This window comes from Ideonella sp. FW305-24, from assembly GCF_058788035.1.
In genome coordinates this window covers 939419-965557 of sequence record NZ_JBYTAI010000001.1, presented here as the reverse complement: position 1 = coordinate 965557, position 26139 = coordinate 939419, and the positions used below count along the sequence as shown (strand labels likewise).

Here is a 26139-nt window from a genome sequence, read left to right as displayed (position 1 = left end):
CGCCATGGGAAGTGTCTACCTCGTTCGCCATGGTCAAGCCTCGTTCGGCGCGGCCGACTATGACCAGCTGAGCCCCCTTGGCGAGCAGCAATGCCAGCGCCTGGGGGCTTACTTCGCGGCGCGTGGCCAGCGCTTCGACGCGGTCTACACCGGCACGCTGAAGCGCCATGCACAGTCGCTGGCGGCCATCGCCAAAGGCATGGGCACGCCGTTGACCCCGCGCATGCGACCCGGGTTGGACGAGTACCTGCCCGAAGCTTTGGTGCGTGCAGTGCATACCGGCGAATTGCCGAAAGTGGGCACACCCGACGCGGTGCGGGCTCACTTCCGGTTGCTGCGCCAGGGGCTGCTGGCCTGGATGCAGGGTGAAAGCGCGCCCGAAGGCATGCCGACCTACCGCGGCTTTGTCGACGGCGTGCAGCTCGCGCTGCGCGATGCGCAAACCCACCACGAAGGCCAGGTGCTGATCGTTTCCAGCGGCGGGCCGATCTCAGTCGCCGTGGGCCATTTGCTCGGTGCCTCTTCAGCTGCCATCGTCGAGCTGAACCTGCGCATTCGCAACAGCGCCGTCACCGAGCTGGTCGCAGGCCATCGCGGCCATTTGCTGCTGAGCTTCAACACCTTGCCACACCTGGACGACGCCGAAGGCCGCGCGCTGCAGACCTACGCCTGAGCAGGCGGCCACCTTCAGTGAAGGGCAGCACCCGCGGCGGCTGGATGCCAAGCCGGACTGGCGCCTGCATCGACGGCGCCGGCTGCGTGGTCCAGCACCTGCCAGCCTGGCAGCCGCAGCCGGCTGACCTGATTCAGCAAAGCCTCTGTTTGCGCCGCGCTCAACTGCGAAGCAAAGCGTTGCCAGGCAACCAGCACCTTGCCATCCAATGCAGCATCTTCCAGCCGCTCGCGCCATTGCACCGGCGTGGTCGGGCGGCCGCCTTCCCAGACGCGCGGCAGCAGGCGGTGCAGCCACAGGTGGAAGGCGCGGCGCAGCGCGGCATTGGGCAAGGCATCCACCAACCGGCCGACGCGCAGGCCCCAATCGGGCTGCGCCAGCTGCAACATGGCCAGCGCTTGCAGACCTTGCAGCGGGTTGGCCAGCAGCACGCGGTTCGGCGGCAGCGCGGCCATGGGCATGTCCGTCAGTGTTTCCGCTGGCAGCGGGGTGACCAGGGCCATCAGCGCGGCCAACCGGGTCCATTCAGCTGCGCTGAGGCCTTCGGTCATGCCGTCCACCGCAGCGCGCGCCTGGCCGATGCGGGCCTGGACCTGCGCCAGGCTGAGCTGGGCGCGGGCCTTGGCGGCCTCCGGGCTCAGCGCGACCAGTTGGCCGGCCGTGTAGGCACCGGCTGGCGCCAGCGGCGTGATGTGGGCCTCGGCCAGGCTGAGCGACCGGCGCGTCACCGGGCAGCGGCTCACGGCCAGTTGGCGCAGGTAATGCGGCGTCAGTTGCAGTGTGTCGAAGGCCTGCCGGTACTGCCAGGCGTGCAGGCGCAGCTGCAGCCACATGCGCACGGCAGGGTCGGCACGGCGCGTGCGACCGCTGAAGCCCGGCTGTGCCAGCGCCCAGCCCTGGCGCACCGGGTGACCTGGCAGCAGGTGCTGTGCCGGCGGCACCACGCCGTAGCGCGCGTGTTCCTGGCCGATCTCGAAGCCGGCGCCGAACTCGTCGTCTGAGCTGGCCAGGCCGCCGTGGGTGGGTGGCGTGCCGCGGAAGCTGACCGGCAAGGGCACGGGTGGCAGCGCCGAGTTCTGGGCGGGCATGTCGAAAGCGAAAGCGGTCTGGGCCATGGTGCAAAGCTCCTGAAAGTCGTTTCGGTCGGCGGTACGGCCCGCCGGGCGCTGGGGCTGGAGGCCCTGTTCACGATGGGAGCCAGTTTGTGCGGCCCTGGGCTCATGGCATGAGCCAGCCAAAGCACTGTGGATAAAAACAGACTGGGGAATGCGCTATGCTGAAGGCTCAGGCTGTGAGCCATGAATGCGCTAGGCGTGCCATGACGAAGCAGGTTGGCGCGACGCCTGACCAGTTCTTTCACCGTGTGGTTGTCCGATGAACAAGACTGAACGCTTCTACAAGATCGAAGTGCTGATCCGCAGCCGCGGCGGCGTCAGCTTCGAGACCTTGCTGGACGAACTGGAGGTCTCGCGCGCGACGCTCAAGCGCGACCTGCAGTACCTGCGCGAGCGCATGGACGCACCCATCGTCTACGACCGCCACGACAACCTCTACCGCTTCGAAGACGGTGGCAGTGCGGGCGGCGAGGTGTCACACCAGCTGCCAGGCGTCTGGTTCAGCGAGACGGAGATCCACGCACTGCTGACCATGCACCAGCTGATCGCCGGGCTGGACTCGGGCGGCGTGCTGGGGCGCCACCTGCAGCCGCTGCAGGACAAGCTCAACAGCATGCTGGGCACGGGAGAAAGCGCCTCGCGTGAACTGATGAAGCGCGTCAAGATCGTCAACCCGGCGCGGCGCGCCGTGCCTGGCCGCTGGTTCGAATCGGTCGGCAGTGCCTTGCTGACCCGGCGTCGGCTGGACCTGAGCTACTTCAGCCGTGGCCGCAAGACCGAGTCGCAGCGCATTGTTTCCCCGCAGCGCCTGCTGCATTACCGCAACACCTGGTACCTGGACGCCTGGTGCCACAGCAGCGAAGGCCTGCGGCGTTTTGCGATGGATGCAGTGCGTTCGGCCAAACTGCTGGACCAGCGAGCCAAAGACGTCAGCCTGAAGACGGTTGAGGCCGAGCTGGACGGCGGCTACGGCATCTTCAGTGGCCACAAACTCAGCTGGGCTACCTTGCAGTTCACGCCCGAGGCTGCCCTCTGGGTGGCGCAGGAAGAGTGGCACCCTAAGCAGGAGCAGCGCGAGATGGCCGATGGCAGCCTGCAGCTGAAGTTGCCGTATGCAGACGCGACCGAGCTGATCATGGACATCCTGCGCCACGGGCCTCAGGTCAAGGTGCTGTCGCCAGCCTCGCTGGTGAAACAGGTCTCCGAGCGACTTCGCGAAGCTGCGTCGCGCTACGACGCCTGAGCCTTTTCCGCGTCCGTCACAAGCCGCCAGCCTGGGAAAACCCGTGGCCGGATTCGTGTCGCTTGCGCATATCTTCATTGGCTGACCGACCGGTCGAACTATTCGGTTCGAGTGCCGGCGAGAAGGCGCTATGAAGACGTGAGGGCCGGCAGGGCCAGGAAAGGCAGCAGTACGCATGGATGGTTCGATCGCCAGCATCCTGGCCCTGGATGGCATCACCAACGGGGCCGTGTATGCCTTGTTGGCGTTGGCCATCGTGCTGCTGTTTGCCGTGACCCGCGTGATCTTCATCCCGCAGGGCGAGTTCGTGGCCTTTGGCGCGCTGACGCTGGCGCTGCTGCAGACCGGCGCGGTGCCGGGCACTGTCTGGCTGCTGCTGCTGCTGGCAGCCGGTGTCGCGCTGGGTGAGCTGGTCAATGGCTGGCGCCAGCGTCGTTCGGCCAAGGCCTTGCTGCTGGCCGCGCTGCGCACACTGGCCTGGCCCATCGCGATTTCACTGCTGACCATCTGGGCCGCGCCGCAGCACTGGCCACTGCTGGCCCAGGCCGCGCTGACGCTGGCCGTCGTCACGCCGCTGGGCAGCCTGGTCTACCGCGCGGCCTACGAATCGCTGGCGGATGCCAGCGTGCTGGTGCTGCTCATCGTGTCGGTTGGCGTGCACTTTGTCCTGACCGGTCTTGGCCTCTATTTCTTCGGCGCCGAGGGCTACCGCAACCCGCCGTTCTGGGACGAACGCTTCAACGCCGGCCCGCTGATGCTCAGTGGCCAGACGCTGATCGTGCTGGCGGCGTCTTTCGCGCTGATCGTCATGTTGTGGCTGTTTTTCGAGCGCAGCCTGTGGGGCAAGGCCTTGCGGGCGACGGCGGTGAACCGGCTGGGCGCGCGGCTCATGGGCATTTCAAGCAGCAGTGCAGGGCGCTTGTCGTTTTCGATGGCGGCCTTCATCGGCGCGCTGTCCGGCCTGCTGATCGGACCGACGACCACGGTGTTCTACGACTCCGGCTTCCTGATCGGCCTGAAAGGCTTTGTCGCCGCGGTGTTCGGCGGCTTGGCCAGTTACCCGCTGGCGTTGGTCGGCGCGCTGGGCGTGGGCCTGCTGGAAAGCTTTGGCTCGTTCTGGGCCAGCGCGTTCAAGGAGGTGATCGTGTTCTCGGCCATCCTGCCGGTGCTGCTGTGGCGCTCGCTGCGCGACCCGCATGGCGAGGAGCACTGAGATGGCGGTTTCCTCCACCCGAGCTGCCGCCATCGCGCGGCGCCCGTCCCGCCTGCAGGCCTGGCGGCTGCCGGTGTTCTGCCTGCTGATGCTGGCCGCGCCGCTGCTGCCGCTGCCGGACTTCTGGATCACCCAGCTGAACTACATCGGCCTGGCATCCCTCGTCTCGCTGGGCCTGGTGCTGCTGACCGGCGTGGCCGGGCTGACCTCGTTTGGCCAGGCGGCGTTTGTCGGCGTCAGCGCCTACAGCACGGCCTGGCTGACGCTGAACGTCGGTCTGTCGCCGTGGCTCACGCTGTTCATCGGCGTGGGGCTGGCGGTGCTGGTGGCGCTGGTGCTGGGCCTGATCACGCTGCGCATGTCCGGCCACTACCTGCCGCTGGCGACGATTGCCTGGGGCCTGGCGCTGAACTTTGGCATGGCCAACATGGCCTTCCTCGGCAAGTACGACGGGCTGCAAGGCATTGCGCCGCTGACGCTGTTCGGCCACAGCCTGGCCGATGGGCGCTCGATGTGCAGCCTGATCTGGCTGGTCGCACTGGCGGCCGCCGTGGCGTTGAATCACCTGCTGGACTCTCGCCCGGGTCGCGCGCTGCGGGCGCTGAACGGCGGCGCGATGATGGTCGAGGCCATGGGCATCTCGACCTTCCGCTACAAGCTGACGGCCTTTGTGTTGGCCGCCGTGCTGGCGGCGCTTTCGGGCTGGCTGTTCGCCCATTTCCAGCGCAGCGTGAACCCGACCCCATTTGGCCTCAACAAGGGCATTGAATACCTGTTCATGGCGGTGCTGGGCGGTGTCGGCCAAGTCTGGGGCGCGTTCACCGGCGCGGCCATGGTCGTGCTGCTGACGGACAAGCTGCAGACCCTTCTGCCAGCCCTGTTGGGCAGCAGCGGCAACTTCGAGGTCATCGTCTTTGGCGTGGTGCTGGTGGCCACGCTGAAGTACGCGCCCAATGGCCTGTGGCCCTTCATCCAGCGCTGGTGGCCGCCGGCGCAGCGGGTGCGGGACTGGGAAGGCGCACCGCCGCTGCCGTCCCGCCCCAAGCCGGCCCCAGGCGAGCCGTTGCTGGAGGCTAGGGCGCTGCGCAAGCAGTTCGGCGGGCTGGTGGCGGTCAACGGCGTGAACTTCTCGCTGAAGGCCGGCGAGATCATGGGCTTGATCGGGCCGAACGGCGCCGGCAAGTCCACCACCTTCAACCTGGTGTCGGGCGTGCTGTCGCTGACCAGCGGCGAGGTGCTGTTCCGCGGCGAGGCGATTGCCGGCCTGAGCTCTCGGGCCATCGCGCGCCGCGGCATGAGCCGCACCTTCCAGCACGTCAAGATGGTGCCGGACATGACGGTGCTGGAAAACGTGGCGTTGGGCGGCTACCTGCGCAGCCATGGTGGCCTGTTGCGCGCCATGCTGCGGCTGGACCGGGCCGAGGAGCGCCAGTTGCTGGCCGAGGCCGAGCGCCAGCTTCGTCGCATCGGCATGGCTGAGCTGATGTTCGAGCGCGCCGGCAACCTGGCGCTGGGGCCGCAGCGCTTGATGGAAATCGCCCGCGCGCTGTGCACCGATCCGTCGCTGCTGTTGCTGGATGAACCTGCCGCCGGCCTGCGGCTGAAGGAAAAGCAGGCGCTGGCCGAGGTGCTGCGCCAGCTGAAGCAGGAAGGCCTGTCCATCCTGCTGGTCGAGCACGACATGGACTTCGTGATGGGCCTGGTCGATCACCTGACGGTGATGGAGTTCGGCACCTGGCTGATGGCCGGCACGCCGGCCGAAGTGCAGGCCAGCCCGGCCGTGCGCGCGGCCTACCTGGGCACGGAGCATTGAAGTGAAACACCCCCTACCGGCTTCGCCGGCCCCCTCAAGGGGGCGCGCCCGCAGGACCGGCAAAGCCGGATCCTGGAGCGCTGCTGGCTTGGGTCGGTTTCCTGTGTCGCGGGTGCTGCCCGGGAGCGTGGAGCAACTGAAATGAGCAGCAGCAGTTCAATCCTCAATGTGCAAGGCTTGCATGCCGGCTACGGCCGTGCCGAGGTCCTGTCGGGCCTGGACCTGCAGGTTGGCCGCGGTGCGGTCGTCACCGTCATCGGGCCCAACGGCGCGGGCAAGTCCACCACGCTTAATGCGCTGATGGGCGTGCTGCCCTCGCGCGGCAGCATCGTCTTCGACGGGCTGGAGCTGGCCGGCAGCACGCTGGAAGAGCGGGTGATGGCCGGCCTGGCGCTGGTGCCCGAGAAACGCGAGCTGTTCGGCACCATGCCGGTGGAAGACAACCTGGTGCTGGGCGGCTTTCGGCCGATGCGCCAGCGCGTGCCCGGCTGGCGCAGCACGCTGGACGAGGTCTACACGCTGTTCCCGCGCCTGAAGGAGCGCCGGCTGCAGCTGGCCGGCACGCTGTCCGGCGGCGAGCGGCAGATGCTGGCGGTCGGCCGTGCCTTGATGAGCCGGCCCAAGCTGATGATGCTGGACGAGCCCAGCCTGGGCCTGGCGCCGCTGGTGGTGCGCGAGATCTTCCGCACCATCAGTGCGCTGCGCGCCACCGGCGTCAGCATCCTGCTGATCGAGCAGAACGCGCGTGCGGCGCTGGAAGTGGCCGACCATGGCTATGTGCTGGAAACCGGCGCGCTGGCCTTGCAAGGTCCGGCCGCCGAACTGGCGACAGACCCGCGGGTGATCGACACCTACCTCGGTGCTGCCCGCGCGAGTTGACGGCTCCCGGCATCGGCGTACCGATGCCACCCTCCGAGAGGGTGCTCAGGCCGCTTGGGGCGGCCCGGCGCTGGCCTGAGACCGTCGCTTGGTCCTGGGCTACAGTTCCGCGGATGAACAAGGCCTTCACCAAGGAGCCCGAGGGCGACGACGAGGACGACGACGGCGGTGGCCTGCCATCGCTGCCCGCGGGTGGCAAGAACTACATGACGCCGGCAGGCCACACGGCGCTGCGCACCGAGCTGCTGCAGCTGATCGACGAGGAGCGGCCGAAAATCGTCGAGATCGTGCACTGGGCCGCGTCCAACGGGGACCGCTCCGAGAACGGCGACTACATCTACGGCAAGAAGCGGCTGCGCGAGATCGACCGCCGCATCCGCTTCCTGACCAAGCGGCTGGACATTGCCGAAGTGGCCGATCCGTCAGCCCACCATGGCAGCGACCAGATCTTCTTCGGCGCCACCGTGACCTATGCCAACAGCAAGGGCGAAGAGCGCACCATCACGATCAAGGGCATCGACGAGGTCGACCACTTGGCCGGCGAAGTCAGCTGGATCTCGCCGATCGCCCGTGCGCTGGTCAAGGCGCGCGAGGGTGACGAGGTCACGCTGATGACGCCCGGCGGCGCCGAGACGCTGGAGGTGCTGGAAGTGAAGTACCCGAAACCGGGAAACTGACGCGGGCCAGCGCAGGGCCGCCCCAAGCGGGCCCGCTACCCGCCTGGCGGGTGGTGATGCGTACTCGCATCACCGGGTGCTCACATTTCGGGTTAAGGGCGCACGCGCTGGGCTCTGAGCACCGTGGGGTTGCGCTTCAGCGTCCTGAGCACATCGGCCAGGTGTAGCCGGTCGCGCACGCTGACCAGCAGCCGCATCTCGGCCGTCTCGCCCACCGCTTCGTCGCCCATGTCGATGTGCGTGATGTCGGCCTCGGCACTGCTGACGGCCTGCGCGACCTGCGCCAGCACACCTTTGCTGTTGCGCATCAGCACGGTGATGGCGGTTTCGAACGCGCGGGTTGGCTCTTCGGCCCATTCCACCTGCATCCAGCGCTCGGGGTCGCGCTCATAGAGGCGTTTGCCAACTTGGCAGTCGGCGGTGTGCACCAGCAGGCCTTCGCCACGGCCCAGGTAGCCGACGATGTCGTCGCCGGGAATGGGCCGGCAACAAGGTGCCAGCGAGACCGAAGCGCCCTCGGCGCCGTCGATCACCACCAGGCCTTGCGCGGGGGTGTTTTCGTCATGGCCATAGCGGCCCATGCTGAGCATCACCGCATCAGGTTTCTGGCCCTGTTCGCGCAGCGACTGCGCGACGCGCTTGGCGACGATGGTCGCGATCTTCTTGCCCAGGCCGATGTCGATCAGCAGCTCGGCCTGCGTGCGGTTGCCGCTCCAGCGCAGCAGCGCCGGCCAGATCGAAGGTGGCTCGCCTGCGGCCGGCTCGCGCGCCGGCATCGTCAGGCCCTCGGCCCGCAGCGCCTGCGACAGCATCTTGTGCCCCAGCGCCTGCGATTCCTCCAGCTCCATGTTCTTCAGGTAATGGCGGATCTTCGAGCGCGCGCGGCCGGTGCGCACGAAGTTCAGCCAGGCCGGGTTGGGCCGCGCGCCGGGGGCGGTCAGCACTTCCACCACGTCGCCCGAGCGCAGCTCGGCGCGCAGCGTGGAGGCTTCGCCATTGATCTTCGCGGCCACGCAATGGTCGCCCACGTCAGAGTGGATCGCGTAGGCGAAGTCCACCGGCGTGGCGCCGCGTGGCAGCGCCAGGATCTTGCTCTTGGGCGTGAAGACGTAGACGGCGTCCGGCACCAGGTCGATCTTCACGTGCTCCAGGAACTCGGCCGCGTCGCGCGTCTCGTCCTGGATGTCCAGCAGGGACTTCAGCCACAGCGCGCCCAGGCGCTGCGCCACGTCGCCGGGGTTGGCGTCCCGGCCGACCTTGTAGAGCCAGTGCGCGGCGATGCCGGCCTCGGCCACCGCGTGCATTTCCTCGGTGCGGATCTGGAACTCCACCGCCGTGCCAAGCGGGCTCACCAGCGTGGTGTGCAGCGACTTGTAGCCGTTGGGCTTGGGAATCGCGATGTAGTCCTTGAAGCGGCCCGGCACCGGTTTGTAGAGCTGGTGCAGCACGCCCAGCGCGAGGTAACACTCCGGCAGCGTGGGCACGACGATGCGAAAGCCGAAGATGTCGCTGACCTGCGCAAAGCCGGCGTGCTTCTCGCGCATCTTGCGGTAGATCGAATAGACCGTCTTCTCGCGCCCGCTGACCTCGGCCTTCATCTTGTTGTGCACAAAGGCCTTGCCCACGTCGTCCTGCACGCGGGTCACGATGTCGCGCCGGTAGCCACGCGCGCGCAGCACGGCCTTTTCCAGTGCCGCGTGGCGCCAGGGGTTGATGTAGGCGAACGACAGCTCCTGCAGCTCGCGGTAGGTCTGGTTCAGTCCCAGGCGGTGGGCGATGGGCGCGTAGATGTCCAGCGTCTCGCGGGCGATGCGGGCGCGCTTGTTGACGGCCATCGCCGCCATGGTGCGCATGTTGTGCAGCCGGTCGGCCAGCTTGATCAGGATGACGCGCACATCGCGCGACATCGCCAGCAGCATCTTGCGGAAGGACTCGGCGTCGCTTTCCGCGCGGGTCGAGAACTGCAGCTTGTCCAGCTTGGTGAGGCCATCCACCAGCTCGGCCGTCGGCGCGCCAAAGCGCTCGATCAGCTCGACCTTGGTGATGCCGCAATCTTCCATCGCGTCGTGCATCAGCGCGGCCATGATGGCCTGCGCGTCCAGTTTCCAGTCGGCTACCAGGCTGGCCACCGCGATCGGGTGCGTGATGTAGGGCTGGCCGCTGGCGCGGAACTGGCCCAGGTGGGCCTGGTCGGCGAACTTGTAGGCGTCGCGCACCTTTTTCAGGTCGGACTTGCCCAGGTAGCCCAGTTTGTCGGCCAGGTCGGCAAAGGTGTTGACCTCCACCGGGGTCTGTCCGGTGGTCACGGTGGGCAGCCGCGGCCGACCCTGCAGTGCGGAAGGCAGGAGATCGGCGGCGAAGGAACGAATACCCATGCCTGGAATTTAGCCCATAACCCGGGCCGGCCGCGGCGATCTGCGAGGGGCCGTACCCGACCGCAGGGCTTTGCGGGCTTTGTTGCCGCCGGAAAGCAAAACGGGCACCAAGTGGCGCCCGTTCGGGATGGCAGGCCGGCGTTGCAGCCGGCATGCAGTGAGCCGGAAGCTCAGGTCGGAACCTTGCGCAGCATCTCGATGCCGACTTCGCCAGCGGCGATTTCGCGCAGCGCGGTCACGCCAGGCTTGTTCTTCGACTCGACCTTGGGCGTGTGGCCCTGGCTCAGCATGCGTGCCCGGTAGGTCGCGGCCAACACCAGCTGGAAGCGGTTGGGAATCTTGACGAGGCAGTCTTCAACGGTGATGCGGGCCATGGGGTATCCAAGGTCAGGAAAAGCAGGCAGTGAGCCCTGCGGGGCCTGAAGCGTCAGCCCAAATCCAGTGCAGTGAACACGGCGGACTTGGCGCGGCGCTGTGCCGCATACTTCAGGCGCTGCGAGTGCACCACGGTTTTCAAATCGAAAAGCGCGGTCTCGAACAAGCCGTTGATTATAACGTAGTTGAAATGCCGGGCCTGGGCCACCTCGTGGCGGGCGTTCACCATGCGCTGGGCGATCACCTCCGGCGGGTCCTCGCCGCGGCGAGCCAGCCGCTGCGCCAGCTCTTCCCAGCTGGGCGGCAGGATGAAGATCAGCACCGCGTATGGGAACAGCTGCTTGATCTGCAGCGCGCCTTGCCAGTCGATCTCCAGCACCACGTCTTCGCCGGACATCAGGCGCGACTCGATGCCGATGCGCGAGGTGCCGTAGCGGTTGCCGTGCACCTCGGCCCATTCGAAGAACTCGTCGCGCTCGACCATGCCCTGGAATTCATCCAGGCTGACGAACCAGTACTCGCGCCCATGCTGCTCCTGCCCGCGCGGCGCCCGCGTGGTGTGAGAGATGGACACCTTCAGGTGCGAGTCCAGCTCCAGCAGCGCCTTGACCAAGCTGGACTTGCCGGCGCCGCTGGGGGCGGCCACCACGAAAAGATTGCCAGGGGTTTCCATCGCGTCGTCCGGCTTTGCTCTCAACCAAATTCATCATTTTCGGCCATTTGGGTACTGTCTGCGCCCTCGAAGACGATTTGCCGCCGCTGACCAGGGCCTGAATGCGGGCCGCAGCAGAAATATTGCGCGCCAAGTGCGAGAAACAAAAGCGTGAACACAGGCCGACCGAGGGGCCGAGACGATGCGCGCCGTCACACACGGCAGCCCTCACGGGCTGAGGCCATGCTATCCAGGTGCCAGGGGCAGCTCCAAGAGAAACTCTGCCCCACCCTCTGGATGATTGCTGGCCGTCAGGCGACCGCCGTGCTGTTCGACGATGCCATAGCTGATCGACAAGCCCAGGCCCGTTCCTTTCCCAACGGGCTTGGTCGTGAAGAACGGGTCGAACAGACGCGACAGGTGTTCGGGCAGGATGCCTGGCCCGTTGTCGCGCAGGCGCACGCGCACCCGGGTGTGGTCGCGCTCGACCGTGAGCCGGAGTTTGGCTTGCTTGCCGTGGGCACCCGAGGCTGCGTCGGTGCCATTCTGTAAAAGGTTCATCAGCACCTGCTGCAGCTGACCGGCGCTGCCGTTGACCACACAGGGCGGTCCGCTCTGCCAGTGCATCTCGAAGCCCGCGCCCGTGCCTTTGCGCACCCAGTGAATGGCCCGCTCGATGACCTCGTTGAGATCCACAGGCGTGCGCGCCTCCGGGTCCATTGCCGAGAAGCGCTTGAGCCCGCCCACAATGTCGGCGGTGCGCTGTGCGCCTTCGAGGGTCCCTTCGATCAGCGACGGCAGATCGCCGAGCACGTGCTCGATGCGCAAGGTCGTGCGCAGGGCCTGGAGCGCCTCAGCGTCCTGCCCGGCATGCACGGCGGCGAGGTATTGGCGCAGCCGCTCGCTGTAGCGGGCTAAGGCATGCACATTGCCGAGCACGAAGCTGATCGGGTTGTTCAGTTCGTGAGCGACGCCGGCCACAAGCCGCCCGAGCGAGGCCATTTTTTCGGAATGCAAGAGCTGCTGCTGAGCGAGCTTGAGTGACTCGTGCGCTGCCCGCAGCTCGTGGTAGGCGCGTTTGATCTCGGCAGTCGGGCGGCCCACGAACACCGTGCCCACACGCCGTCCATTGACGCCGACGCGCGGCGTGCAGTTGGCATCGACCGACACGCTTTGGTGATGCGGCCCGGTCAGGTTCAACTCGGTCGCCTCCCCGCCGCGTGCGGGCTTGCTGCGCGACAGGACCGCGCGCGCGCGCTCGGCGCTGGGCTCGTCCGCGAGCAGGTCGTAAAACGAGGTCCCGCGCAGTTCTGCGTCGCTGCGCCCTACGAGCTCGCACAGCGCTGCGTTGGTCTCTTCGATGCGGCCGTGTTCGTCGCAGACCAGCAGCACGTCCGACATCGCCGAGAGCACACTGAAGATGAACTGCTGCGACTGCTCGAGCTCGTTGTTCTTCTGTTCGAGCTGGATCTCGTCGTGCACGAGCTGCGAGTAGACCTCGTCCATCTTGTGGATCACGTCCAGCCAGGTCGATTCGTCCACGCCTTCCATTGCGCCATGCGGCACCAGCCCTGCGAGGCCCAGGCTGCGCCTCGCAGGTTCGTTCTCGAGGTGCTCGGTGTCGGCCATGCTTCAACCCCGCTCAATGCACCGTGCACACCATGCACGGGTCGAACGAACGCACGATGTGCTGTACCGCGATCGGCGTGGTTTCGCCGTCGAGCACGGGCGCGCCGACGAGCGCCTGTTCCAGCGCGCCGGGTGTGCCGGCGGCGTCACGCGGCGAGAAGTTCCAGGTCGTCGGCGCCACGATCTGGTAGTTCACGATGCGCCCGCGCCGGGTCTGCACCCAGTGCCCCAGGCTGCCGCGCGCGGCTTCGCTCAGGCCCACGCCCAGGCCTTCTTCAGGCAGCGCCGTGTTCACGCAATAGGCGTCGTTCACCACCAGTTGCTGCAGCCAGCGTTCCATCATCGGCACGACCTGCGCCAGCTCCAGCAGCCGCGCCAGCACGCGCGTGTAGACCGTGCCGCCGTGGCGCGCCACCACCTCGCGCACCAGCGGGTGGGCCGACGCGAGCTGGCGTGCGATGGCGCCGGTCTCGACCACCTGGCCCCCCAGCCGCGGCGCCTTGTTCCAGGTGTACGCGTCGGCCTTGTCGGGTTCGGGCCGTGTGAGGCCGGCGCTCGGGTGCAGCGGGCCACCGGCGTCGGCCAACCGGGCGTGTGTGGCGTCTTCGCGGATCGCACCGGCATCAAGCGGGCCGAGCGCGTCGGTGGCGCTTGACCACACGCCGGGCGCGAACAGGTACCCGCCGCCCGGCTGCGGGTAGGCGCCGTAGCTGAGGTAACGCTCCGGGCCGGGACCGAGTGCGGCCAGACCGGTGTCCTGCGCGACGCTCAGGAACAGGCGGAAGTCGCCGCGCCACGGGTCTTGGGCATGCCAGGCCTGCAGCTCGGCTTCGCTGCGCAGCGCGGCGATCTGCTCCAGTGGCGCCGCGAACAACTGGCGTTCCAGAAAGCTCCGGAACTCGCGCACCCGCGCCAGCAGGCGCGTGCGCTCGGCCGCTTCGACCGGGCGCGTCGACCCGCCGGGCTCGATGCTCTGCGTGTGCGGCCACTTGCCGGCCAGCGTGCCAAGCAGTTCGAACCAGCGCTGGCGTGCCGAGATCGCGGCGCGCACCTGCTCGCCGGTCTGCGGCGCGAAGCGTCGCAGCGCTTCGGCGTGCCAGGCCTTCGCGGCGTACACCGGGCGCGTGAAGTCGGGCATGAAGAACAGGTAGAAGTGCGTCAGGTGGTCGGCGAGGTTCTCGGTGGCCAGGATCACGTTGGTGATGTGCTGGCCGTTGGCCGGCATCTGCATGCCGCCCAGGTCGGCCAGCGCCCGCGCCGCCGCGACCGATTGCGACACCGAACAGATGCCGCAGATGCGCGGCACGACCACCAGCGCGTCTTGCGGCGCCTTGCCCTGCAGGATCTGCTCGAAGCCGCGGTACATCGGTGCGTTCACGCGTGCCGAGTCGACGCGCCCGTCTTTGAGCTCGAGCGTGACTTCGAGATCGCCCTCGACGCGGTTGAACGGGCCCACCAGCAAACGGGTCGTCATGCGCCGCTCACCTCGACCGCGTCTTGCGCGCAGTCATTTGAGCCGCGTCTTCCGCGCGGCAGGCGCCACCACGATGTGGTCGGCCGTGGCATTGAGCTTCACGCGGCGCGGCGTGGCCGATTTCGACAGCGACGCGAGTGCTACGAACCAGGCCTTGGGCATGTCGGTCGGCAGGCCGATCGGAATGCCGGCGATCTTCGGCGTCTGGTGGAACGGGTGGCCTGGCTCTTGAAAGCCCGGTTCGGTGCAACTGATGCAGGCGTAGCCGCCGCGCGTGCACGAGCCCTCGCCGTTCCACAGCCGCGTGTTGCAGTCAGCATGCGCCTGCGTGCCCTTGCAGCCCATGTGCTCCATCATGCAGCCCAGGTCCGATGGCTTTTCGGCGCTGGCCTTGAACTCGTAGTACTCGTTGCGGGTGCAGCCATGGTGCACGAGCTGGTCGGCGTAAAAACGCGGGCGGCCCAGTGTGTCGAGCTCGGCTTCCGACAGGCCTTCGGCCGCCAGCGCCATCAGCGTGTCTGTGACCCAGCCCGGATGCGTGGGGCAACCGGCCACGTTGATCACCGGCAGGCCACTGCCCGAGCGGAACGCCGCGCCGAGCAGGCCGCCAGGTCGGTCGTCGTCATACTGCAGGCCACAGGCGTCAGTCGGGTTGTCGCCGCCCGCGGTGATGCCACCCCAGGCCGCGCAGCTGCCGATCGCGACCACGTGCCGCGCCTTCGCAGCGAGGCGTTTCACCCAGTCGATCATCGGCAGGCCGGTGCCGGCCAGCACGTGGAAGCGGCCGGTGCCGTTCGGGCCGCGCAGCAGCGAGCCTTCGATGCACAGCGCGTCGACGCGCAGCGTGCCGGCCAGCACCGCGTTCAGCATCTCGATCACTTCGCTGCCGCTGGCCAGCGAGAGCGAAGGGTGCCACAGCAGGTTGATGCCGGCGTCGCGCCACTGGCCATGGAAGTCGGTGGTGTCGGCGCACAGCAGCGACATGCTGCAGCCGCCGCAGCCGCCCGACTGCAGCCACAACACGTTCAACCCCGGCGGTGAAGTCTGCACGGCGCCCATCAGCCCTCCAGCCCGAAACGTTGCATCTTGCCGCGCAGGCCGACGCGCGACAGGCCCAGCTCCTTGGCCGCGCGGGTCTTGTTCCAGCGGTGGCGCAGCAGGGTCTCGCGCAGCACCATCGCTTCCATCGCGTCGAGCCGCTCGCCCAGCGTACCACTGGCGGGCAGCGGCGTGCCCTGGCCGTTCAGCGCCGCCGAGCGCCCGGCCTGGCCGTGCAGCACACGCGTGGAAAAAGCCTGCGCTTCGATCACTTCAGCGTCGCTCAGCGCGATCGCGCGGGCGATCTCGTTGCGCAGCTCGCGCACGTTGCCGGGCCAGGGGTAGCTCATCAGGCAGGCCATCGCTTCGTCGCTCAGGGCCACGCGCGGGCGGCCGAGTTCGGCGCCCACTTCGCCGACCAGACGCTGCGCAATCGGGCCGATGTCGCCAGGCCGCTCGCGCAGCGGCGGCACCGTGAGCGACACGCCTGCGATGCGGTAGTAGAGGTCTTCGCGGAACAGGCCTTCGTGCACCCGCTGTTCCAGGTCGCGGTGGGTCGCGGCGATCACGCGCACGTCGACTGGCACCGCACGCGCGCCACCCACTGGCCGCACCTCGCCTTCCTGCAGCACGCGCAGCAAGCGCACCTGGAACGCCGGCGAGGTCTCGCCGATCTCGTCGAGAAACACGGTGCCGTTGTGGGCGCGCTGGAACAGGCCGGGGTGGTCTTCGTAAGCGCCGGTGAACGAGCCGCGCTTGTGGCCGAAGAGTTCGGATTCGAGCAGCGTGTCGGGAATGGCCGCGCAGTTCTCCACCACGAACGGCGCCCCGGCGCGCGGGCTCGCGTAGTGCAAGGCTCGCGCCAGCAGTTCCTTGCCGCTGCCCGACTCGCCGAGCACCAGCACGCTCAGGTCGTAGCGCGCCACCCGCGCGGCCATCTCGCACACGCCGTCGAGCGGGCTGCCGGACGCACGTTCGATGCGGTCGAAGTCGAACACCCGGCGCGCCCGCTCCAGCTTGTTCGCGGCGCGCTGGCGCAGCACCGGGGTGCTGGTGCGCAGCTCCACGTCGAGCCGGTTCATGTCGCGCTGCAGCGTCTGTGCTTCGGCAGCGGTGCGCACGGCGCCGAGCAGGTGGTCGGGCACCCAGGGCTTGAGGATGTACTGGTAGATGCCGGCGTCGTTGATGCCGGCGATGATGTCTTCGGAATCGGTGTAGCCCGAGATCACGATGCGCACCGTGTCGGGCCAGCGCTCGCGTACTTCCTTCAGGAACACCACGCCGGTCTGGCCTGGCATGCGCTGATCGCACAGGATCACGCTGACCTGGAAGCGTTCGAGCTGGCTGCGGGCTTCGTCGGCGTTGCTCGCGGTGAGCACGGTGAAGTCTTCGTCGAGCGTGCGGCGGATCGCGTCCTGCGAGCGCACTTCGTCGTCGACGATCAGCACACGCGGCAGGTCGAGCACGGCGCTCACGATGAGGCCTTCATCAGATCGAAGCCCGGTTCGCGGTGCAGCGCCAGGTGACGCGGCGTCCAGGCGTGCGGCAGCTTGTGGACGAAGTGGTAGCGCGCCACGTGATAGCTGGGGTCGAAGCCGTAGAAGTTGCGGTGCATGCGGGAAAGTTCGTCCTGGCGGTACGCAGCCAGTGGGCGCAGCGCTTCGTCCGTGGCGCGTGCTGCCCGCTTGTGCGCCAGGCGCTGCGGCAGATTGTGCGACAGCGCCAGTGCCAGCGCATCGGCAACAGCCCCATCACCGAAGTCCGAGGCGGGGGTGTTCACGCAGCGGTCGATCAGGCCCATCTGCGCCGCCGTCGTGGCCGACAGCGGCAGGCGCTGCTGCATCAGCGCGCGCGCACCCTCCGCGCCGAGGCGGCGCGGCAGCAGATAAGTCCAATACTCCGAGCCGTACAGGTTGCCCATGTTCTTGTAATGCGGGTTCAGCACCACGCTGCGATGCGCCCAGACCTCGTCGGCCGCCAGCGCCAGAAAAGCGCCGCCGGCACCGGCGTTGCCACGCAGCGCGGCAACGCTCAGGCGGTCGGTGGTGGTGATGAGTTCCAGCGCCAGGTCGTTCATCGCATTGATGTTGCGCCACGATTCGTCGGCGGCGCTGTCGCCCGGCCGGTGGGCGGCGGCCTCGATGCAGTTCAGGTGAATGCCGTTGCAGAAGAAGTCGTGCCCGCCGAGCAGCAGCAGCACACGCGTGTCGCGCCGTTTCACTTCACGCAGCGCGGCGAGCAGGCGTTCGCACTGCGCGGTCGACATCGCGCCGTTGTAGAAGTCGAACGACAGGCAACCCACGCGTGCGCCGGGCGGGCCGAGTTCGCGGTAGCGCAGCTCGGCCCATTCGCCATCGGCGCGTTCGAGCGGCGCCGGCCGCTCGGGCAGCCGCGCGGCCTGCGGGGCGAACGCCAGCGCGGCAGGCAGCTTGAACGAAGGCCCGTCGCCGCAGGCTTGCGCGGTGCGGGCCTGGCCAAGCCACACCGCGCCATCGGCGGTGCGGCGCAGCAGCGCGCCGTCGCGCTGCGCGATCACGTCGCCGGGCCGGGCGGGGGGCAGCGTGTGCAGCACCGCGTCGCTGGCGGCGTGGCCATCGAACAGGTGGCAAGGCTGGCCGAACAGTTCGTCGGCCACGCCGGGCTGGCCGTCGGCGCTGCGCAGCCTGGCCAGCACGCGCGTGGTGGTGTCCGTCTGCCAGTCGATGCGGCGTGCCGACTGCGGCATCGCCGGCCGCCAATGGCCGGCAGGCGTTGCGGTGTTCGCAGGCTCGCCGCCACCGGCCATGGCAGCGCCGTGGCGTGCGACCGCCTGCAGCGTGGCCGTCACAGCCGCTTCGGCAACCTCGCCGCGGTACAGGCTGCCCTTGGCGGCCTCACGCATCGCGAAGGCGGCGTGGGCTTGCACCGGGCCGGCGTCGAAGTCTGCAGTCGCCTGCAGCACCGTCACGCCCCAGCGCGTTGGCGCGTCCAGCACCGCCCAGTCGAGCGCAGCCGGGCCACGGTCGCCGGGCGGACCGGGGTGCACGACCAGGCACACGGTGCTGCGCCACACCGGCTCGGGAATGCGCCGCTTCAGGAACGAGGCGATCACGAACTGCGGCTGGAAAAGCGCCACCGCTTCTTCGGTCACCCGGTCGGCGATGTCGAATTCCACCGCCACCTTGTGGCCGAGCGCATTCAGCTCGACGAACAGGCGCTGCGTCAGGCTGTTGAAGCTGTGGCACAGCAGCAGGATGCGCAGGGGGCCATTCATGGCGCAGGCGCGGGCTTCGGCCGCACCGGCGCTGCCGGTGGGTGTCTTGCGGTAGACGCGGTCGAGAGGCAGGTTCATCGGTACTGCACCGGTCGGTGGGCACGCGAGGGCCGCGCCGCATCAACAAATGCGCGGCAACTGCTCGCCGCTGAGCCAGTCGACCACGCGGCGCCCGCCGAAGCGTGTTGCCATCTGCACAAAGTGGTGCGGGTCCTCGGTGACGGTGCCGATGCGCACCGCGTTGCCACCGAGCGGGTGGGCGCGCATCGCCGCGAGCACGGCCGCCGCCGACTCGGGGGCGCAGACGGCGACCAGCTTGCCCTCGTTGGCAATGTACAGCGGGTCGAGCCCGAGCAGTTCGCAGGCCGCGTCGACCTGCGGCAGCACCGGGATCGCGGCTTCTTCCAGCAGCATGCCCACGCCCGACTGGCGCGCCACTTCGTTCAGCGTGGTGGCCAGGCCGCCGCGGGTTGGGTCGCGCAGCACGCGTACGCCATCGCGCGAGGCTTCGAGCATGGCGGCTACCAGCGTGTGCAGCGCCGCTGTATCGGAAGCGATGGTGGTCTCGAACTCCAGCGACTCGCGCTGCGACAGCACCGCCACGCCGTGCTCGCCTATCGTGCCCGAGAGCAGCACCACGTCGCCCGGCCGCGCGTTGGCGCCGCTGACGTTCACGCCGTGCGCCACCACGCCGATGCCGGTGGTGCTGATGAACACACCGTCGCCCTTGCCCTTTTCGACCACCTTGGTGTCGCCGGTGATGATCGGCACGCCGGCCTCGCGGGAGGCGGCGGCCATCGAATCGACCACGCGCTTGAGTTCGGCCAGGGGAAAACCTTCTTCGAGGATGAAGCTGGCGGCGATGTGCAGCGGGCGGGCACCGCACATCGCCACGTCGTTGATCGTGCCGTGAACGCTCAAGGCCCCGACGTCGCCGCCGGGGAAGAACAGCGGCGAGACCACGTGGCCGTCGGTGGCCATCACGAGCTTGTGGCCGGCGGGAATGTCGAACACGGCACCGTCGTTGCCCTGGCGCAGGTACTCGTTGTCGAAGGCCTTCAGGAACAGCTCCTCGATCAGCTGCGCGGCCGCGCGGCCGCCGGCACCGTGGCCCATGTCGATGCGGCCGTTCTTCAGGTCGAGCGGGCGCACGTAGTCTTTCTTGATCGTCATGCCGCCACCTCTACCCGCACCGGAATGTCGCGGAAGCGGCCATACGAATAGTGCGCCGCGCACGCCCCTTCGGACGAGACCATGCACGAGCCCATCGGGTTCTCGGGCGTGCACACGGTGCCGAAGATCTTGCAGTCGGTCGGCTTCTTCACGCCGCGCAGGATCGCACCGCACTCGCAGGCCTTGTTGTCGGCCACCGGCCGATAACCCAGACCGAAGCGGCGCTCGGCATCGAAACTCGCGAACGCGGGCCGGATCTTCAGCGCGCTGTACGGCACTTCGCCCAGGCCACGCCATTCGAAGCTCGCGCGCAACTCGAACACTTCAGACACCAGCGCCTGTGCCGTCAGGTTGCCTTCGGAGGTGACCGCGCGGGTGAACTCGTTCTCGACCTCGGTGCGGCCCTCGTTGACCTGACGCACCAGCATCAGCACGGCCTGCATCACGTCCAGCGGCTCGAAGCCGGCGATCACGACCGGCTTGCGGTATTCCTGCGCGAAGTGTTCGTAGGGCGCCGAGCCGATCACAATGCTCACGTGGGCCGGACCGACGAAGCCGTCGATCGGCACGGTGCCGTACTGCCGCACTTCGGGGCTTTCGAGAATGTGCGTGATCGCCGAAGGCGTGAGCACGTGGCAGCACAGCACGCTGAAGTTGGCCAGGCCTTCGAGGTGCGCGGTGCGGATCGCCAGCGCGGTGGGCGGCGTGGTGGTCTCGAAACCGATCGCGAAGAACACGACCTCATGGCCTGGGTTCTGGCGCGCGATCTGCAGTGCATCGGTCGCCGAATACACCATGCGGATGTCGCCGCCGCGCGCCTTGGCCCGCACCAGCGACAGGCTGTCGGAAGCCGGCACCCGCATCGTGTCGCCATAGGTGCAGACGATCGCGCCCTTGTCCAGCGCGAGCTGGATGGCCAGGTCGATGCGTCCGATCGGCAGCACGCACACCGGGCAGCCCGGGCCGTGGATCATGCGCACGTTGGCCGGCAGCAACTCGGTGATGCCGTAGCGCGAGATTGCGTGGGTGTGGCCGCCGCAGAACTCCATGAAACTGTACTGGCGCTCGGGTGCGGCCTCGGCGCGCAGACGCGCGGCGATCTTCTGCGCCACGCCGCCGTCGCGGAACTCGTCGATGTACTTCATGGCTGCGTCTCCAGCGCGGGCGTGGCGCCGGCCAGTTCGCCGAACATCGCCAGCGTGCGCCGCGCTTCTTCAGGGTCGATCTGCCCGATGGCGTGGCCGACGTGCACGATCACGTAGTCACCGACCAACGCGTCGGGCACGAGCGCGGTCGAGACCTGCTTGCGGATGCCGCCGAGGTCGACGATGGCCTGGTCTGGGCCGATCATCTCGATCAGGAGGGCTGGGATGGCGAGGCACATGAGGAACTTTCGTTGAGGCAGGCCGAGTCGGTGGCGACTCGAAGCTGATGCACCGCGACCCAGGCCTGGCCGAGCGCCAGACCGGCATCGCCGCACGAATGCCGCAGCGGCCGCAGCACACGCAGGCCGCGGCGTTCGAGGTGTTGCGTGAGGTGCGTGGTGAGCACGGCATTGAAGAAACAACCCCCACCGAGGCACACGGTGCCAATGTCGAAATGCTCGGCGGCCGACGCGGCCCAGCCGGCGAGTGCGGCCGCGAGCGAGGTGTGGAAGCCAGCGGCGGCTTCGTCGGTGGCCGTGGGTGGCACGTCGAACAAGGGGGCGAGCAAGGGGCGCAGGTCGAGCACACCTCGGGCATCGACGGTCGGCGCGGTGCTGCCGACGCGCGGTTCGTGCCCGGTTCCGAGCCAGCGGGTGGCGGCCTGTTCGAGCGCGATTGCGGCTTCGGCTTCCTGCGTCTGCTTCAGGCTCAGGCCGAGTGCCGCAGCGGCCGCGTCGAACCAGCGGCCGGTGCTGCTGGTGGGTGGGCATTGGACGCGCTTGTCCAGCATCTGTCGCACACCTTTGGCGCTGGCCGCGCCCACCGCCGCCGCGAAGCGCGCTTCGATCTCGTCGGCACGGCCGAGCGCGTGCAGGGCCGAGGCCGCCATGCGCCAGGGCTCGCGCGCAGCCACGTCGCCACCGGGCAGGCCGAGCGGGTACAGGTGGCCGAGGCGGCGAAAGCCCTGCGCATGGACGTGCAGCAGTTCGCCACCCCAGGCCTGGCCGTCGCTGCCCAGGCCCACGCCGTCGAGCGCGAGGCCGATCACCGGCTGCTGCAACCTGTGTTCGGCCATCACCGCCGCGATGTGCGCATGGTGATGCTGCACACCGATGGCCGGTACGCCGAGCTCGGCTGCCAGCCGCAGCGCGAGGCGGGTACTGAAGAAGTCGGGATGCAGATCGTGCGCGATCGCGGTGACCCTGCGCGGCGTGTCGTTCAACAGCGCGGCCACCGAGGCTTCGAGCGCGATGCAGGCCTGCGGGTCGCCGAGGTCGCCGTGCACGGCCGAGAAGCGCGGCTCGCCCGCGCTCAGTCGGCATGCGGCGTTCTTCAGCCACGCGCCGAGTGCGAGCACGTCGGGCAAGTGTGTGAACGCTGCGTGGCCCATGATCGGCTCAGTCTCTCAGGCGGGCGCGGCCATGCGCTGCTCCAGCCACTGCAGCCACGCGCCCATGCCTTCGCCGGTGGTGGCCGAGAGCTGGATCACCTCGATGGCGGGGTTCACGCGCCGCGCCGCCTCGATGCAGCGCTGCACGTCGAAGTGCAGATGAGGCAGCAGGTCGGTCTTGTTCAGCAGCATCAGCGTGGCGGCGGCGAACATGTCGGGGTACTTCAGCGGTTTGTCTTCGCCTTCGGTGACCGACAGGATCGCGACTTTCGCGTCTTCGCCCAGGTCCCACAGCGCGGGGCACACGAGGTTGCCGACGTTCTCGATGAAGAGCAGGCTGCGCGCGTCGTGGTGATCGCGGTGGTCGTGGTGGTGATCGTGATCGTGCAGGCGCGCGAACGCTTCTGCCACCATCGGTGCATCGAGGTGGCAGCCCTTGCCGGTGTTGATCTGGATCGCCGGCGCGCCGGTCGCGCGGATGCGGTCGGCGTCGAAGCTGGTCTGCTGGTCGCCTTCGATCACCGACACCGCGAGCCGCGGCGCACGTGCCTTCAGCGCTTCGATGGTGGCGCACAGCAGCGTGGTCTTGCCCGAGCCGGGGCTGGAGACGAGGTTCAGCGCCGTCACGCCATGCGCTTCGAAGTGCTGGCGGTTGTGGCGCGCGATGCGCTTGTTCTCGCCGAGGATGTCGGCCTCAAGCTTGACCGCGCGTGCCTGGCTCATGCCGGGCACCGAAACGCGTGCCGTGCCGGCCCCGAAGTGCAGGTCGCCGTGGCGCGGGTCGACCTGCACGTGGGCATGCTCGTGCTCGCTGCCGTGCTCGCTGCCGTGCGCGTGGACATGCGTGTGCCCCGTCCCTTCAGCTACCACACCGGCAGGGCCGGTCTCTGAACAACCACAAACGACACACATCAGCGCTTCTCCTTCACACGTCTTCGACCAGCATGTCCACGACCCGCAATTCGGTGCCGCCGACAGGCTGCAATTGGTAACCACCGCAGCCCGGGCAGGCCGCGCCGCGCTGCGCGATCGACACGGTGCTGCAGCAGTGCATGCACCAAGCCTGGCCGGGCGGTTCGTCGATCTCGAACACCGCGCCCTGCAGGCAGGTGCCGGGCGCCAACGCTTCGAGCGCGAAGCGCAGCGCGCGCGGCTCCACGCCGGCGAGTTGCCCGGCTTCCAGGCGCAGCGAGGTGACACGCACGAAGCCTTCGCGCCGGGCGTTGTCTTCGACCAGCTTCAGAATGCCGCCGGCCAGGCTGGCTTCATGCATGGGAGGCCTCGTGGGGCATGGGCAGATCCTGTTGGTGGGGCACGCAAGGATCGTAAGCGGCCATCAGCGCGCTGAGTCGGCGCAAACCCTTGTCTGCAGGTTGTTTTGGCAATTGCTCCAGCACGCGTGCCACCGCGCCGTCGGCATCGAAGTTCCATTCGGTCGGCGCGACCACGTGGCAAGCCACCACACGCGCCGTGTCGCCGCTGCCTTCGAGCTGTACGTGGTGCAGCAGCAGCCCGCGCGCCATCTCGACCCAGGCGATCGCCTCGAAGGGCGCGAGCGGCAAGGCGCCGAGGCTCAGCCAGTGCGCGCCGCAGCGTGCCGGCGCATCGGGCAGCGCGAGCCGCACACACTCGGCCAGGCGCGCGCCGAAGCGAAGCCAGGCGCTGTTCAGGCGCTGCGGTGCAGCTTCGTTCAGGCGCGTCCACACGCCGGTTTCTGCACAGTGGCCGCGCCAGCGGGGTTGGCGCGCGAAGGCGCGGTCGTTGAGCAGATTCGATGCGAAGCCACGCAGCTCTGCGGCATCGGCATGCAGTTGCAAGGCCGGCACGTCCGGCAGCGTGGAGCTGGTGGCGAGCCGGCAGGCCTGTAGCAGTTGCGCCAGCCGGCCCCTGCCGTGCTCGCACCAATGCGCCAGCCATGTGGCCGGGGCGTGTTCCCACGCTGCCAGCCAGCCGGCTGCTGCCATGCCCAGCAGCTCGGCCTCGAACCATGCAGCGGTTTCGCCCGGCGCGGCGGCCGACGCGAAAGCGGGGCAGCGCGCCAGCCAGCGCGCGGCGGCGTCGAGGGCCGTGTCGGCCGCCGGCTCTGCTGCGAGCTGGCGCGGCCAGTCGAGCGCGATGCGGCGCAGGTGTTCGCGCAAGGTCTGCTGTGCGAGCGACCTGCGGGTGGCGCGGGTGATCCCGTCGTCACGCCCGAGCGCTGCGTTCACTGCCATGCCGGCGCACAAGCTGTGGGCGTGGCCGCACAGGCTGAACAGGCTGCCCAGCGTGGCCGGCAGGCGGCTCGCCGGCAGGCCGCTGGCAATGCGGCTGACCCAGTCGGGCCGCGTGCTGCGCAGGTTGTGCGGGCGTGCCTGGCCCGCCCGCCACCAGAGTGCACCGCCGAGCGGCTCGTGCGTGTTCATGGCCGCACTTCGGAGGCGGCACTGCGGCCGAACAGGAACGAGCGGCGTGCCGGAACGGGCTCGGTGCGCACGGCCGGCAACGGCGGCCTGCGCAGCTGTGCCAGCACTTCCAGCGCGGTGGCGCGCGCAGTGGACTGGTCAGCGAACTCGAACATCGGCGAAAACAGCGAGCACGCACAAAATGCACCGAGCGCCGCTTCGTGCGCACCGATGAACTCGAAGCGCTGGCCTGCCAGCGGCTCGTCGTGGGTGCGGCCGACCTGAGCGGCCGAGTCTTCGCGTTGCAAGGGCAGGCGCACGAGGTTCATGAACCACGGCGTGACCAGAATGCCCAGGCCTGCCGGCTCACCCTCGCCCGCAGGCAGGCACTCGAAGCCGATGGCCTCGACCTGCAAGGCCGTGTTCAACACCGGCATGCCGGCCATGCGCGTGTGTGCAACGGTCGTGAACAGCGCGGCCAGTTCGGCCACGCGGGCGCTCAGGCGGTCGACGGGTGCGGGGTGAGGGCCCATGCGGTGTCAGTCGGTGTCTGCCAGCACCATGAACTGCTCGGCGTCGCCATCGCATTGCGGGCAGCGCCAGTGCGAGGGCCGGCCGCTGAACGGCGTGCCGGGCTCGACCTGCCAGACCGGGTCGCCGAGCGCCGGGTCGTACACCCACCAGCAGATCTTGCATTCGAGGCGCGCACCGGCCGGCAGCTTGGACAGGTTGCCGAGATAACTGCCTTCGAACCGCGCGCCGTTCATGCGCCCTCCACCCAGGTCAGCACTTCGCCGAGCCGCTCGTGGGAGTCATCGAGGTCTTCTTTCGCGGCCTGCGCAACGTCCGGCAGTTCCACCACTTCGACGGTGTTGAGGATCACCACGTCCTGCGAGTTGTAGTACACGACACGCCAGCAGTTCGGCATGCGTGTGTTGGTGATGCGGCAGTTGCCATAGCCGCGCGACAGGATCAACACGCGACCGGTGCCGAGGTGGTGGTCGAGGAAGCCGATGTCTTCGACCGACATCGGCAGCAGCGTCAGGTTGACCACCTGTGCCGGCTGGCCGGCACGCCAGGCGTGCCACTGGTCTTCGATCTCGGACAGCAGCGTCGGAGCGTTCTGTACGTTCGGGGGCAGGGCGCCTTGCCAGCGTGGCATGGTCGGCAGCACGTCTTCGAGCGCGACGGTCTTCAGCGCCTGCGGCACCGCGCCGAGTTCGATCACGTCGGAGCTGACCACGCCGTTCACCGAGCACACCACGCGCCACACGCCAGCAAACACCGACTCCTGCACACGCACCTCGTAGCCCGAGTCGCCGCCGGTCACGACCGCGCTGACCTCGCCTTCGCCGAGCACCTGGTTGATGAGCTGGCGGTCGGCCACCGGCAACCCGGTCAGGTCGACTCCGAGGTTGGCGCCGCCCTGGCGCACGCGGTCGAGCTGGGCCAGCGCCTCGCGCAGCGCGCGGTGTGCCCGATGGCAACCGGCCACGTCTTCCGGCTCGGGCAACAGCGGCGCGCGGAAGGTCTCCATGCCCTGTGGCATGGGCAGGTAGTCGAGCGTTTCTTCTTCGGGCTGGCTGCCCGGGCCGATGCCGATGGCCACCACAGGAATGGGGAAGTCTTTCATGCGAGGGT

At 68.5% G+C, this 26139-nt stretch carries 25 protein-coding genes; 6 read left to right on the top strand and 19 right to left on the bottom strand.

What is annotated here, in order from left to right; translation table 11 throughout:
- Positions 1 to 4 precede the first annotated feature (4 nt).
- Positions 5 to 673: a histidine phosphatase family protein gene (locus tag AC3WR5_RS04300; RefSeq protein ID WP_492482141.1), complete on the top strand. Its 669-nt coding sequence runs from the start codon at positions 5 to 7 to the stop codon at positions 671 to 673.
- A 14-nt stretch (positions 674 to 687) separates the two neighbouring features.
- Here the strand turns inward: AC3WR5_RS04300 and AC3WR5_RS04295 are convergent, their stop codons facing one another.
- Positions 688 to 1788, bottom strand: a complete 1101-nt coding sequence (locus AC3WR5_RS04295) for a hypothetical protein (RefSeq protein WP_492482139.1) — start codon at positions 1786 to 1788, stop codon at positions 688 to 690.
- Positions 1789 to 2047: 259 nt separating this feature from the next.
- Between AC3WR5_RS04295 and AC3WR5_RS04290 the strand changes: the two genes are divergently transcribed.
- The 5 genes from AC3WR5_RS04290 to greB all read left to right on the top strand — a co-directional run bounded on the left by AC3WR5_RS04290 (position 2048) and on the right by greB (position 7613).
- Entirely contained in the window at positions 2048 to 3031 is a 984-nt protein-coding gene (locus AC3WR5_RS04290) for a helix-turn-helix transcriptional regulator (protein ID WP_492482138.1), read from the top strand.
- Between the two features lie 175 nt (positions 3032 to 3206).
- Complete coding sequence (locus AC3WR5_RS04285) at positions 3207 to 4244, top strand: branched-chain amino acid ABC transporter permease (protein WP_492482136.1); 1038 nt, start codon at positions 3207 to 3209, stop codon at positions 4242 to 4244.
- A gap of 1 nt (position 4245) precedes the next feature.
- Positions 4246 to 6057, top strand: a complete 1812-nt coding sequence (locus tag AC3WR5_RS04280) for a branched-chain amino acid ABC transporter ATP-binding protein/permease (RefSeq protein ID WP_492482134.1) — start codon at positions 4246 to 4248, stop codon at positions 6055 to 6057.
- A 141-nt stretch (positions 6058 to 6198) separates the two neighbouring features.
- Complete coding sequence (locus AC3WR5_RS04275) at positions 6199 to 6936, top strand: ABC transporter ATP-binding protein (RefSeq protein ID WP_492482132.1); 738 nt, start codon at positions 6199 to 6201, stop codon at positions 6934 to 6936.
- Positions 6937 to 7049: 113 nt separating this feature from the next.
- Positions 7050 to 7613: a transcription elongation factor GreB gene (greB, locus tag AC3WR5_RS04270; protein WP_492482130.1), complete on the top strand. Its 564-nt coding sequence runs from the start codon at positions 7050 to 7052 to the stop codon at positions 7611 to 7613.
- 92 nt (positions 7614 to 7705) lie between these two features.
- On the opposite strand, the gene AC3WR5_RS04265 is transcribed toward greB, so the two are convergent.
- From AC3WR5_RS04265 to AC3WR5_RS04180, 18 genes are all read right to left on the bottom strand, one after another.
- Positions 7706 to 9988 (bottom strand): RelA/SpoT family protein, encoded by a 2283-nt coding sequence (locus AC3WR5_RS04265; protein WP_141287368.1) that lies wholly within the window; start codon positions 9986 to 9988, stop codon positions 7706 to 7708.
- Positions 9989 to 10158: 170 nt separating this feature from the next.
- The gene (gene rpoZ, locus AC3WR5_RS04260; RefSeq protein WP_141287369.1) at positions 10159 to 10362 is read right to left on the bottom strand and encodes a DNA-directed RNA polymerase subunit omega; all 204 of its coding nucleotides are present in this window, start codon (positions 10360 to 10362) and stop codon (positions 10159 to 10161) included.
- A 53-nt stretch (positions 10363 to 10415) separates the two neighbouring features.
- Positions 10416 to 11036 (bottom strand): guanylate kinase, encoded by a 621-nt coding sequence (gmk, locus tag AC3WR5_RS04255; RefSeq protein WP_141287370.1) that lies wholly within the window; start codon positions 11034 to 11036, stop codon positions 10416 to 10418.
- A 225-nt stretch (positions 11037 to 11261) separates the two neighbouring features.
- Positions 11262 to 12566, bottom strand: coding sequence for a sensor histidine kinase (locus AC3WR5_RS04250; RefSeq protein ID WP_141287372.1), 1305 nt, complete (start codon positions 12564 to 12566; stop codon positions 11262 to 11264).
- 91 nt (positions 12567 to 12657) lie between these two features.
- Complete coding sequence (locus AC3WR5_RS04245; protein ID WP_492482127.1) at positions 12658 to 14118, bottom strand: nickel-dependent hydrogenase large subunit; 1461 nt, start codon at positions 14116 to 14118, stop codon at positions 12658 to 12660.
- Between the two features lie 33 nt (positions 14119 to 14151).
- Positions 14152 to 15177, bottom strand: coding sequence for an NADH-quinone oxidoreductase subunit B family protein (locus AC3WR5_RS04240; RefSeq protein WP_211361550.1), 1026 nt, complete (start codon positions 15175 to 15177; stop codon positions 14152 to 14154).
- Positions 15177 to 16631, bottom strand: a complete 1455-nt coding sequence (locus AC3WR5_RS04235; RefSeq protein ID WP_492482124.1) for a sigma-54-dependent transcriptional regulator — start codon at positions 16629 to 16631, stop codon at positions 15177 to 15179. The genes AC3WR5_RS04240 and AC3WR5_RS04235 overlap by 1 nt, the downstream gene beginning before the upstream one ends.
- A complete protein-coding gene (locus tag AC3WR5_RS04230) occupies positions 16628 to 18487 on the bottom strand; it encodes an enoyl-CoA hydratase-related protein (protein WP_492482122.1) in 1860 nt (619 codons plus the stop codon). The genes AC3WR5_RS04235 and AC3WR5_RS04230 overlap by 4 nt, the downstream gene beginning before the upstream one ends.
- 42 nt (positions 18488 to 18529) lie before the next feature.
- Positions 18530 to 19582 (bottom strand): hydrogenase expression/formation protein HypE, encoded by a 1053-nt coding sequence (gene hypE / locus AC3WR5_RS04225; RefSeq protein WP_492482120.1) that lies wholly within the window; start codon positions 19580 to 19582, stop codon positions 18530 to 18532.
- A complete protein-coding gene (gene hypD, locus AC3WR5_RS04220) occupies positions 19579 to 20727 on the bottom strand; it encodes a hydrogenase formation protein HypD (protein WP_141290426.1) in 1149 nt (382 codons plus the stop codon). Before hypD ends, hypE begins: the two co-directional genes overlap by 4 nt.
- On the bottom strand, positions 20724 to 20966 hold the full coding sequence (locus AC3WR5_RS04215; RefSeq protein ID WP_492482117.1) for a HypC/HybG/HupF family hydrogenase formation chaperone: 243 nt from the start codon (positions 20964 to 20966) through the stop codon (positions 20724 to 20726). Before AC3WR5_RS04215 ends, hypD begins: the two co-directional genes overlap by 4 nt.
- Entirely contained in the window at positions 20939 to 22117 is a 1179-nt protein-coding gene (locus tag AC3WR5_RS04210) for a Kae1-like domain-containing protein (protein WP_492482116.1), read from the bottom strand. Before AC3WR5_RS04210 ends, AC3WR5_RS04215 begins: the two co-directional genes overlap by 28 nt.
- A gap of 15 nt (positions 22118 to 22132) precedes the next feature.
- Positions 22133 to 23029, bottom strand: a complete 897-nt coding sequence (gene hypB / locus AC3WR5_RS04205; RefSeq protein WP_492482114.1) for a hydrogenase nickel incorporation protein HypB — start codon at positions 23027 to 23029, stop codon at positions 22133 to 22135.
- A gap of 13 nt (positions 23030 to 23042) precedes the next feature.
- Positions 23043 to 23390, bottom strand: coding sequence for a hydrogenase maturation nickel metallochaperone HypA/HybF (locus AC3WR5_RS04200; RefSeq protein ID WP_492482112.1), 348 nt, complete (start codon positions 23388 to 23390; stop codon positions 23043 to 23045).
- Complete coding sequence (locus AC3WR5_RS04195) at positions 23383 to 24519, bottom strand: hypothetical protein (protein ID WP_492482110.1); 1137 nt, start codon at positions 24517 to 24519, stop codon at positions 23383 to 23385. The genes AC3WR5_RS04200 and AC3WR5_RS04195 overlap by 8 nt, the downstream gene beginning before the upstream one ends.
- On the bottom strand, positions 24516 to 25031 hold the full coding sequence (hybE, locus tag AC3WR5_RS04190; RefSeq protein ID WP_492482108.1) for a [NiFe]-hydrogenase assembly chaperone HybE: 516 nt from the start codon (positions 25029 to 25031) through the stop codon (positions 24516 to 24518). Before hybE ends, AC3WR5_RS04195 begins: the two co-directional genes overlap by 4 nt.
- Before the next feature lie 6 nt (positions 25032 to 25037).
- Complete coding sequence (locus AC3WR5_RS04185; RefSeq protein ID WP_141290109.1) at positions 25038 to 25265, bottom strand: rubredoxin; 228 nt, start codon at positions 25263 to 25265, stop codon at positions 25038 to 25040.
- Positions 25262 to 26131, bottom strand: coding sequence for a hydrogenase expression/formation protein (locus AC3WR5_RS04180; protein WP_492482106.1), 870 nt, complete (start codon positions 26129 to 26131; stop codon positions 25262 to 25264). The genes AC3WR5_RS04185 and AC3WR5_RS04180 overlap by 4 nt, the downstream gene beginning before the upstream one ends.
- Between the last annotated feature and the right edge of the window lie 8 nt (positions 26132 to 26139).